Origin of the sequence: Vibrio maerlii (assembly GCF_003415655.1) — a bacterium.
Classification (GTDB): domain Bacteria; phylum Pseudomonadota; class Gammaproteobacteria; order Enterobacterales; family Vibrionaceae; genus Vibrio; species Vibrio maerlii.
The window spans coordinates 658,232-668,377 of sequence record NZ_QRHC01000003.1 but is presented as its reverse complement, the minus strand read 5'-3'; the positions used below and the strand labels follow the sequence as shown (position 1 = coordinate 668,377).

At 44.1% G+C, this 10,146-nt stretch carries 7 protein-coding genes, 10 tRNA genes and 2 rRNA genes; 5 read left to right on the top strand and 14 right to left on the bottom strand.

Features of this window, described 5'->3' with window-relative positions:
* From DPF91_RS07485 to DPF91_RS07470, 4 genes are all read left to right on the top strand, one after another.
* Nucleotides 1-232: ribosomal RNA gene (locus DPF91_RS07485) — 23S ribosomal RNA — on the top strand; the annotation flags it as partial.
* Between the two features lie 96 nt (nucleotides 233-328).
* Nucleotides 329-444: ribosomal RNA gene (rrf, locus tag DPF91_RS07480) — 5S ribosomal RNA — on the top strand.
* Nucleotides 445-486: 42 nt separating this feature from the next.
* Nucleotides 487-563: transfer RNA gene (locus DPF91_RS07475), tRNA-Asp, on the top strand.
* 695 nt (nucleotides 564-1,258) lie between these two features.
* Entirely contained in the window at nucleotides 1,259-3,034 is a 1,776-nt protein-coding gene (locus DPF91_RS07470) for a lysophospholipid acyltransferase family protein (RefSeq protein WP_117233777.1), read from the top strand.
* Between the two features lie 189 nt (nucleotides 3,035-3,223).
* Here DPF91_RS07470 and DPF91_RS07465 read toward each other — a convergent pair.
* The 14 genes from DPF91_RS07465 to mutY all read right to left on the bottom strand — a co-directional run bounded on the left by DPF91_RS07465 (nucleotide 3,224) and on the right by mutY (nucleotide 9,116).
* Nucleotides 3,224-3,299, bottom strand: a tRNA-Asn gene (locus DPF91_RS07465).
* Nucleotides 3,300-3,335: 36 nt separating this feature from the next.
* Nucleotides 3,336-3,411: transfer RNA gene (locus DPF91_RS07460), tRNA-Thr, on the bottom strand.
* Between the two features lie 10 nt (nucleotides 3,412-3,421).
* Nucleotides 3,422-3,497: transfer RNA gene (locus DPF91_RS07455), tRNA-Asn, on the bottom strand.
* 24 nt (nucleotides 3,498-3,521) lie between these two features.
* Nucleotides 3,522-3,597: transfer RNA gene (locus DPF91_RS07450), tRNA-Thr, on the bottom strand.
* A gap of 59 nt (nucleotides 3,598-3,656) precedes the next feature.
* Nucleotides 3,657-3,732: transfer RNA gene (locus tag DPF91_RS07445), tRNA-Phe, on the bottom strand.
* Entirely contained in the window at nucleotides 3,698-3,835 is a 138-nt protein-coding gene (locus tag DPF91_RS22030) for a hypothetical protein (RefSeq protein WP_164684066.1), read from the bottom strand. Before DPF91_RS22030 ends, DPF91_RS07445 begins: the two co-directional genes overlap by 35 nt.
* A gap of 137 nt (nucleotides 3,836-3,972) precedes the next feature.
* Nucleotides 3,973-5,604, bottom strand: a complete 1,632-nt coding sequence (locus DPF91_RS07440) for a methyl-accepting chemotaxis protein (RefSeq protein ID WP_117233776.1) — start codon at nucleotides 5,602-5,604, stop codon at nucleotides 3,973-3,975.
* Nucleotides 5,605-6,043: 439 nt separating this feature from the next.
* Nucleotides 6,044-6,119 (bottom strand) — tRNA-Asn (locus tag DPF91_RS07435).
* Nucleotides 6,120-6,159: 40 nt separating this feature from the next.
* Nucleotides 6,160-6,235 (bottom strand) — tRNA-Phe (locus DPF91_RS07430).
* A 7-nt stretch (nucleotides 6,236-6,242) separates the two neighbouring features.
* Nucleotides 6,243-6,318, bottom strand: a tRNA-Thr gene (locus DPF91_RS07425).
* A 55-nt stretch (nucleotides 6,319-6,373) separates the two neighbouring features.
* Nucleotides 6,374-6,449 (bottom strand) — tRNA-Phe (locus DPF91_RS07420).
* A 102-nt stretch (nucleotides 6,450-6,551) separates the two neighbouring features.
* Nucleotides 6,552-7,688 carry a membrane-bound lytic murein transglycosylase MltC gene (gene mltC / locus DPF91_RS07415; protein ID WP_117233804.1) on the bottom strand — a complete coding sequence of 379 codons (1,137 nt, stop codon included), beginning with the start codon at nucleotides 7,686-7,688 and terminating at the stop codon, nucleotides 6,552-6,554.
* Between the two features lie 84 nt (nucleotides 7,689-7,772).
* Nucleotides 7,773-8,045 carry an oxidative damage protection protein gene (locus tag DPF91_RS07410; protein WP_117233775.1) on the bottom strand — a complete coding sequence of 91 codons (273 nt, stop codon included), beginning with the start codon at nucleotides 8,043-8,045 and terminating at the stop codon, nucleotides 7,773-7,775.
* 9 nt (nucleotides 8,046-8,054) lie between these two features.
* Nucleotides 8,055-9,116, bottom strand: coding sequence for an A/G-specific adenine glycosylase (gene mutY, locus DPF91_RS07405; protein WP_117233803.1), 1,062 nt, complete (start codon nucleotides 9,114-9,116; stop codon nucleotides 8,055-8,057).
* Nucleotides 9,117-9,408: 292 nt separating this feature from the next.
* Between mutY and trmB the strand changes: the two genes are divergently transcribed.
* Nucleotides 9,409-10,128: a tRNA (guanosine(46)-N7)-methyltransferase TrmB gene (gene trmB, locus DPF91_RS07400; protein ID WP_117233774.1), complete on the top strand. Its 720-nt coding sequence runs from the start codon at nucleotides 9,409-9,411 to the stop codon at nucleotides 10,126-10,128.
* The last annotated feature ends 18 nt before the right edge of the window (nucleotides 10,129-10,146 follow it).

Sequence of the window (10,146 nt, the reverse complement as noted above, 5' to 3'; positions counted from 1 at the left end):
GGACGAACCTCTGGTGTTCGGGTTGTCATGCCAATGGCATTGCCCGGTAGCTAAGTTCGGAATCGATAACCGCTGAAAGCATCTAAGCGGGAAGCGAGCCCTGAGATGAGTCTTCCCTGGCACTTTAAGTGTCCTAAAGGGTTGTTCGAGACTAGAACGTTGATAGGCAGGGTGTGTAAGCGTTGTGAGGCGTTGAGCTAACCTGTACTAATTGCCCGTGAGGCTTAACCATACAACACCCAAGGGGTTTTGATGGACTCAAAGCAAGAACGAAACTTGATTGTGTGAATTAAGAACTTAAAAACAGCTTTCCGAATTAAAGAATTTGCTTGGCGACCATAGCGTTGTGGACCCACCTGATTCCATGCCGAACTCAGAAGTGAAACGCAACAGCGCCGATGGTAGTGTGGGGCTTCCCCATGTGAGAGTAGGTCATCGCCAGGCTTTAAATTATGGACACTTGCTTAATAGCAAGTAAGCCACTGCGGAGTGGTAGTTCAGTTGGTTAGAATACCGGCCTGTCACGCCGGGGGTCGCGGGTTCGAGTCCCGTCCACTCCGCCACTTATTAAGAAGCCTCAGCAGAAATGCTGAGGCTTTCTTGCATTTGGAGCAAGGTAAAATTAACTCTCACCACTAGAGAGTGGTAGTTCAGTTGGTTAGGCTATGTTTAAAAGAACGCGGCCTATCACGCCGGGGGACGTGTCGCTCTCAAGGTGTTTAGGAAGTGCCGCTTGAGCGCAAGCCCGGCCATTCCGCCACTTATTGAGAAGCCTCAGCAGAAATGCTGAGGCTTTCTTGCGTTTAGGCGCTGAGACGTTAGTACGGACTTCGCCCTATAGAACGCTTCGCTTTTAGAAAGCTGGATATCTAGAGTCGTATCTTCAATCGCACAATGGTTGACAAGCTCGCCTCTCCCCTCAAAATCTATTAGCTCTCTAGCTCTCTAGCTCTCTAGCTCTCTAGCTCTCTAGCTCTCTAGCTCTCTAGCTCTCTAGCTCTCTAGCTCTCTAGCTCTCTAGCTCTCTAGCTCTCTAGCTCTCTAGCTCTCTAGCTCTCTAGCTCTCTGACGATGTAGGCATGTTCAATAGAACCGACCTCTACTCAAATACCAATCAAACTACTCTGTTACTGACTAGAAACCCTCAATAAAGCTCATACAAATACCATTGTCACCCAAATCTCATTAAATTGACGCCGAACTGAAATACCTACCTTCTACTTTAAGTTCTCGATTCTTATACTTCGAGGAAAGTAGGATGCTTTCACATACCACTAGCCCTTTTCGTCTTCCTAAACGTACCCCTTTTCGTTTTTTTGAATCTATCACAGAGCTCGTTACAGGCTTATCTACTCTAGATGAACACTATCAATGCCGACCAGATAATTTATCGACAAAGGAGTTCCTTAGCTTTGTGTTAGAGAAGTTAGGGATAGGCTATGAAGTTGTGTGTGGTGATGCTGAGACTGTTCCTAAGGTCGGTTCAACTGTTATTGTTGCTAATCACCCGTTAGGTTGTATTGAGGGGGTGGTTTTGGCTGAACTATTACTAAATCACAGATCTGACGTAAAGGTGTTAGCAAATCAGTTCCTAAAGTCAGTACCTGAGCTTTCTGATTTGTTTATAGGCATCGATGTATTTGATGGTGCTCAGTCGACTAATACAAATACCAAGGCACTTAGAGAGGCACATCAGCATTTGAAACATGGAGGATGTCTATTGGTCTTCCCAGCTGGTGAGGTTTCAACTCTTTCTTCGAAGCGTCCTAAATTATTACGCGATAAAAAGTGGTCTCGTTCTGTCGCTTCTCTGATTCAACGAAGTAAAGCCAGTTGTGTTCCCATTTATATAGAAGGCCGAAACTCCAAGCACTTTTACCAAGCAGGGAAACTACATCCCATATTAAGAACTTTAATGCTAGGAAGAGAATTAATAAACAAGCGTGAAAAAGTTATTAATCTCAAGGTAGGTAGCCTTATAAAGTATCAAGAGATTCGTAACTTGAGTGATAGAGAGTTGGTTGACTACTTACGTCTCAATACCTATTTATTGGAAGATAAAGGAGAGCTAGCTTGTATTAAAGATCAAAACTCTCATGAATTTGCATTAGATGAAGTGATAGCACCTATCGAGACCTCATTGCTGTTAAAAGACATTAATTCTTTATCTGCTGAGTCGTTGCTTGTATCGAGTGGGGAATATAGTGTTTATTGTGCCTGTGCTAAGAGTATTCCTAATCTTTTAATCGAAATTGGCCGAATACGAGAGACGAACTTTCGAGAGGTTGGTGAAGGAACAGGAAATGCGGTAGATCTCGATAAGTTTGATCAAAGCTACCAGCATCTTTTTATCTGGGATCATAAAAGCAAAGCAATCGTGGGCGCATATCGACTTGGTTTAGTTGATGAGATCTTGGCTCAAGGTGGGATTGAATCACTGTACTCAAGGAGTCTGTTCCAGTTTGATCATCGCTTTATTAATAAGCTGAGTGGTAAAGCGATAGAAGTAGGTCGCTCGGTCGTTTCAAAACCTTATCAAAAAAGCGCAAACGCGTTACTTCTACTTTGGAAAGGCATTGCAACATTTGCCGCTAAGAACCCTGATTATACCCATCTATTTGGGCCTGTTAGTATTAGTAACGATTATAGTGACCAAGTGCGACAACTGCTTACCGAAGCAATGATGACCCACTATTATGATGGTGACTTAGCACAGCAGGTTACCTCTTCAACTCCGTTAGAAATTAAAACTTCCCTTCTTGAAAGTGCTTCTCTAAGAGCTTTAAAGGACTTACAGTTGCTTTCTCGCCTCATAAGCCGTATCGATCAGGGAAAAACGATTCCAGTGCTTCTCAAGCAGTATTTAGGGCTGAATGGGAAACTGGTCTGCTTTAATGTTGACCCTGATTTCAATAATGCCTTAGATGGACTTATTGTGGTTGACTTACGAAAGGTCGAGCCAAGGACACTCGCTAAATATATGGGAAAGGAACAAGCTCAAAATTACTTAACTAAGCACTCTATTGCTCAATGAGTATCTTGAAATGGTTTGGGGTCAATTAGGTGGAGATACGGCAAAGGCTCATCAAATAATGAGACTTTCTCTAATTTGGCTCTCCCCGTGGAAATAAACCCGGCGGCTAGGTCTGAGACATTGCTTTGGCACAAAGCAGGAGCATTAGATACGAAAAAGCCTCATCAAGTGATGAGGCTTTTTCTAAAATGGCTCCCCCTGCGGGACTCGAACCTGCGACATACGGATTAACAGTCCGCCGTTCTACCAACTGAACTAAGGGGGAATTATTTAAGAAGATAAAACTTCTCAATAATATAAATGGTGCCGACTACCGGAATCGAACTGGTGACCTACTGATTACAAGTCAGTTGCTCTACCTACTGAGCTAAGTCGGCACACTAAATGTGGCTCCCCCTGCGGGACTCGAACCTGCGACATACGGATTAACAGTCCGCCGTTCTACCAACTGAACTAAGGGGGAATTATTCTTTAAGCTTGAAAGAAATGGTGCCGACTACCGGAATCGAACTGGTGACCTACTGATTACAAGTCAGTTGCTCTACCTACTGAGCTAAGTCGGCACTGATTTATTTCTTCATGCTTTATTGCTGTTGTCTTCTAGACACCAACAAGAAAATTGTGGTGCCCGGAGGCGGAATCGAACCACCGACACGAGGATTTTCAATCCTCTGCTCTACCGACTGAGCTATCCGGGCGACGAGGTGTATTAAACGGTTTTTCGCGTTTGAGGTCAACACTAAATTGCAAAAAAATTATTGTTTGTTGTTTTTCTATACTTAATGCGGTGTTTTTATCCATTTAACCACTATGAGAGTAGATTCAGAGGGGATCTTCTAGATAAAAAGCAGCGGTTTAATGGCGTCAAAAGTGTTGAGAAACAAAAAAGCACGTTGTAAAACGTGCTTTTCATAGATTTGCTTTAAGCGGTTTTTTAACTATTTCTTAATTTCAAACTTCGCAACCCAAGATTCTAGCTCACTAGATAAGTTAGCTAACACCTGAGTACTGTTGTGACTATCAATCACCACTGAGTTCAATTGGCTGCCGCTCTCTTCAATCATATTAACTCGCTGTGCGATATCATCACTCACTTGGGTCTGTTCTGCCGCAGATGTTGCAATTTGATGGTTCATACTAGAGATAACATTCAATGACTCTACGATGTGCTGTAGGGACTCTGAGGCCTTCTGTGACTCACTAACAGTGTTAGAACTCGTCTCAGCACAGATCTCCATAGTAGATATCGCATGGCGTGACCCTTCCTGCAGGTTCGAGATCATATTTTGAATCTCTTTAGTGCTGCCCTGTGTGCGTCCTGCTAGGTTACGAACCTCATCTGCAACCACGGCAAAACCACGACCTTGTTCACCCGCTCGAGCGGCTTCAATAGCGGCGTTAAGAGCGAGTAAGTTAGTTTGTTCGGCAATATCTCCAATCACATCCAGAACCTTAACGATGTTGTTCACTTCTGTATCTAGATTAGCGACGGCTTCACTGGCTGTGTTTAGCTGTACTGCCAAGCCTTGGATATTATCAACGGTTTGGTTGATAAGAGCATTGGTTGTTACGCTTTGGCGATCAGCCTCGTCGGTGTTGTTTGCTGCATCTGACGCTGAATGTGCAACTTGAGTTGCCGAAGAGGCCATTTCTGTTACGGCCGCAGCGATCATCTCTGTCGATTGTTGCTGTGATTGAGTCAACTGTGATGCTTGCTGTGTTCGTGATTCGACTTGCTGCATTTCGTTGTGCATCGCATGCATTGAAGACTCAAGCTTCTTGATAAGGTCTGCTAGTGAGCCACTCATCTCTTGTACAGCAAAGTAGATGCTTTCTTTTGGTGCTTTAGTATCAAATTGGCGCTGTACCTTACCAGCAGCAACCGCTTGAACTGCTTTACGTACGTCACGAGGCTCACCACCTACGATGTTTAGGATGCGCTTCAGAGAGAATAAGAGCAGGCCTAAGATCGATAGAGCAATGATGCCAGTCAGTAACAATTGCCATTGAGCCGTCGACCAGAAGCGTGCGTTAACTTCGTCATAGCCGATACCGGTTCCTACAACCCAGCCCCAATGAGGGCTTCGTTCAGCAATCGACAACTTCTCGTCTACTCGACCTGACCCGTCTGGGTAAGCAGAAGACCACTCGTACTCAACTAACTGACCACGGGAAGAGCCTAGTGCTCGTAGTAAAATGTCAGCAACACTCTTGCCACTAGCGTCTTTGAAGTCATGGAAGCTTGTACCGTGTAATTGAGGATCAAGAGGTGCTGCAACGAAAATCATGTTCTCATCTGCAACATACACGTATTCGTTATTCTTATAGATGTTGTTACGAAGCAGGCGGGTAGCTAATGCCTTCGCTTCATCTTCTTCTAGCGTACCTTCTATCGCCATTTTTTCGACTTCAGTCAGAATGCTGTAAGCACTACTGAATAGCTCGGTAACGCGAGCTTTGTTATCAATGTTACTAGCAACTCTTAGAGTCCAAAGACCTGTCATCGTCATCGCTAATAATGCAGTGACAATGATTGCTGATAGTACATAAGATTGAGTTTTGAGTTTCATGTGACCCTATCTCCACAATTAGTGCTTCGGTCATTAGTAAAATTAGCAAATCTTACTTAATTTCTTCCGTGAATTAATAAAAATGTTAATACCGTTGATTATGTATCGGCAATAGTTATCCGTACTTTATATCGTAAAGTGTGATGTCGGCGCAATAATGGAAAGTTTTATTGATTAGAAAATACTAATTAAGGGTAGGGGCAGTTTCTATGGTAGGGGATAGATATGAAGTTGTTCGACTTTGAAAGTGCGATGCAAAGCTCAGTATGAAGGTAAGGCTTGCAGAAACGAAAGAAGCCAAGTCTTTCGACTTGGCTTCTTGAATGTGGCTCTCTCTGCGAGACTCAACGCGGTCGGCTAGGTCTGAGACATTGCTTTGGCACAAAGCAGGAGCATTAGATGCGAAAAAACCTCATCAGATGATGAGGTTTTTCTAAAGTGGCTCCCCCTGCGGGACTCGAACCTGCGACATACGGATTAACAGTCCGCCGTTCTACCAACTGAACTAAGGGGGAATTATTTGTGTCATCTCTTATTGAGATAAGCACCAAATAATGGTGCCTCGAGGCGGAATCGAACCACCGACACGAGGATTTTCAATCCTCTGCTCTACCGACTGAGCTATCGAGGCAAAAGAATGGTGCCGACTACCGGAATCGAACTGGTGACCTACTGATTACAAGTCAGTTGCTCTACCTACTGAGCTAAGTCGGCACACTAATATTCTTTGCGTGTTCGCTGATGTCTAAGACACCAACAAAATAAATTGTGGTGCCCGGAGGCGGAATCGAACCACCGACACGAGGATTTTCAATCCTCTGCTCTACCGACTGAGCTATCCGGGCGACGGAGCGTATTAAACGGATTTTAGCGTCTACCGTCAACATGTTTTTTCAAAAAAAGTGAAAAAACATGTCGTTCGTAGATAAAGTGAGCAAAAGTTACCGTTAAGTCTTACCGTTGTTAAAGTCTTTCTTGAATTTGGTTACTTTTTCTAGGTAGCGACGAGCTTCCGCATTTGAGTGTTTATTAGTTAATGCCCAATAAACTTGGTTTGGTTGTAGTGAATTGAGCCGAGACATCGCATTAGAGCGGCTATTTCTATCAAATGTATTGAGTACACCGCCTGTACCACCGTTGTATGCTGAAATCATACTGTACTCAAGTGAGAGGGGATGATTTACGGATTTAAGGTATCGATTCTTCAAAATGTAGAAGTATGCGGTACCAGTATCGATGTTCTTTTCAGGGTCAAATAGATACTCTGGAGTCGGCTGGCCCGATTTATTTTTCACGAGCTTAAATACATCTTTACCTGCTGTTTTGGGTACGACCTGCATCAGGCCATAGGCATTAGCCCAGCTGACCGCGTATGGGTTGAAACTACTTTCGGTCTTAATAATGGCGTAGATAAGGTCTTCAGGTATGTCATAACGCTTCGATGCACGACGAACGATATCAGCATACTTGTAGCTTCGTTGAGAGGCGTGATCTTGTACCATCGGGATCTCAACGTAATAGGCTTTCTTAAAATCGACTTCCTTTGTTTTTAGGTGATTTGCGATCAAATAATCAGCAAAGCGATTTGCACGCCAAGACCATTGAATAGGCTGCTTATCTTGGTCGACAACTTGCTTGTATAAGAAAGGCTGGCCTTTTAGTTCGATGTTTTTCGATGAAAATAGGTCAACGTTCGCAGGGTCATCAGGAGTAAGCAAGGTCGTCATGATGGCATTTTTTAGGTGTGCTTGGGGATCGGTGGGAGAGACGGTCTCTACGATGATTTGCCCTTTACTAAAATTCACTTCTGAACGACTTAAGTAGTTGTCTATGTACTTAACATAGTTGCTCTTACCGGCCATTTTGATCTCATTAGAGCCCCACCTCTTTTGAATGTTGCCAGAGAAGCTATTGATCAGTGAATCTAGTGCCGCGGTATCTTTCTGAAATTGGCCTGGAAGCTCAGCAAGGTTCTTCGCAAATCGGTTGGTTGGCTCGTAATTGACATCATAGATACTCTCAATGAACTCACGGCTACAACCAACCAACGTCAAAGAGATAAAAAAGTAGAGTAGTTTCTTCATGTTTCGAGGAAAGTGCCAAACTATTGATAAAGATTGGAAAATAAAAATGGCACCCATAAAGATGCCATTTGAACTGAATTAGGATTACTCGCTTGGTGGCGTGTAGCCTTCGATGATGACGTCTTTACCTTCGAATAGGAAGTTCACCATCTCTTGTTCTAATAGCTTGCGATGTTCAGGATCCATCATGTTGAGCTTCTTCTCATTGATCAGCATGGTTTGCTTGCTTTGCCATTGGCCCCAAGCTTCTTTACTGATGTTGTCAAAGATGCGTTTGCCAAGCTCACCCGGGTATAGTTGAAAGTCTAGACCGTCAGCTTCTTTCTGTAGGCGTGCGCAAAATACAGTGCGGCTCATAGTGATTCCTTATAATTTCAATTGAAGTTCGGCTGGTAATGCTTCTAGCAACAGTTTAACTGGCGCTGCTAGACCGATTTCTTCTGGTTGCTTTAAGTTATACCAAAGACCCTTGGTTCCTTCCATTATCAAATGAGGTTGTTGCGACAATTGCACAACGATAGGGGTGATGTCTAAGTGGTAGTGGCTAAAAGTATGCCTAAATGCAATTAGCGTATCTCTTTGATGCTGCTGGTTTTCACTAATAGAACGACTATCCAACTCGTGGTCGATCTCAGCATTTTCTGATTGTGGGAAACAGAATAGCCCACCCCAGATGCCGCTCTGTGGTCGCTGCTCTAGCCATACTTTACCTTCGTGAATAAGGATAATGAACCAAGTCTCTTTTACCGGTTTTTCTTTCTTTGGCTTCTTCCCAGGGTAATCGAGTGGATTGCCATGCCTGTAAGAGCTGCACAATTTACTAATTGGGCAGAGGGTACACTTGGGCTTGCTGCGAGTGCACACCATTGCCCCCATATCCATCATTGCCTGGTTATATTTGTCGACATCCTTGATTGGTGTGTGTTGCTCAGCATGTTCCCAGAGTTGATTTTCAACCTTCTTTTGCCCAGGCCACCCTTCTACAGAAAACGCTCGAGCAAGGGTACGTTTTACATTGCCATCTAAAATCGCGTGGGGTTGTTTATATACCGAAGAAAGAATAGCGGCTGCGGTAGAGCGCCCTATGCCTGGTAAAGCATTGAGTTGCTCGATATCGGTAGGGAATTCACCGTTGTGTTCACTTACCACTATCTTAGCGGCTTTGTGTAGGTTGCGGGCTCGGGCGTAATAGCCAAGGCCAGTCCAAAGATGTAGTACTTCGTCTTGCTCAGCGGCAGCTAAGCTAGCAACGGTAGGAAAGCGCTCTAAAAAACGCTGGTAATAAGGGATAACGGTCGCTACTTGTGTTTGTTGCAGCATGATCTCTGACAACCAAACAGTGTAAGCGGTTTTATCTTGCTGCCAAGGCAGGCTTTTACGCCCGTAGGCGTCGTACCATTCAAGTATGGCGGTGGCAAATGGAGTCACGATTTTCACGATGCTTTGCTATTATTTTATGGAACAGAATTGCATCATAGTTAGCTATGGATGTATACCCTGCATAATTGAAGCCGCAGCTTTGTTAACTACACCAATTCACCCTAATCAAATAGAATATCTATGCTCATAGGGCTGAACTGGCTTGTTGCCGCGCTGCAACTCCAATTATTTTGGGTATATAACAGACAAATTGTGTGGATTTTATCGATAGAAATACTTGCACCTAAGGCAATTCTTTGGATAATCCCCGCTTTGATTAATCAATGTGCAGGCAAAATCAATGAGTGAAGTGACCACTAACGAATATACTGAAGATGGCAAACTGGTTCGTAAGATCCGTAGTTTTGTTCGTCGTGAAGGCCGTTTAACTAAAGGCCAAGAGAGTGCGATGAATGAATGCTGGCCAACAATGGGTATCGACTACAATGCTGAGTTACTGAACTGGCAAGAAGTATTTGGTAACGACAACCCAGTGGTTCTTGAGATCGGCTTTGGTATGGGTGCTTCATTGGTAGAAATGGCGAAAAATGCGCCAGAGAAGAACTTCATTGGTATCGAAGTCCACAGCCCTGGTGTTGGTGCGTGTCTAGCGGCTGCTCGTGAAGTGGGCATCACTAACCTACGCGTAATGTGCCATGATGCGGTTGAAGTATTTGAGCACATGATTCCAAATGATAGTTTGCACACACTACAGTTATTTTTCCCTGACCCATGGCATAAAGCTCGCCACCATAAGCGCCGTATTGTTAAAGCTGAGTTTGCTGAAATGGTGCGTGGCAAGCTGATGCTTGAAACAGGTATTTTCCACATGGCTACAGACTGGGAAAACTACGCCGAGCACATGATTGAAGTGATGAACACGGCACCTGGTTTTGAGAACATTGCTCAAGACGGCGACTACATTCCTCGCCCAGATGAGCGTCCACTGACTAAGTTTGAAGCTCGTGGCCACCGCCTTGGTCACGGTGTATGGGATATTAAGTACAAGCGCATAAGCTAATACTAAATAACTCCTAGC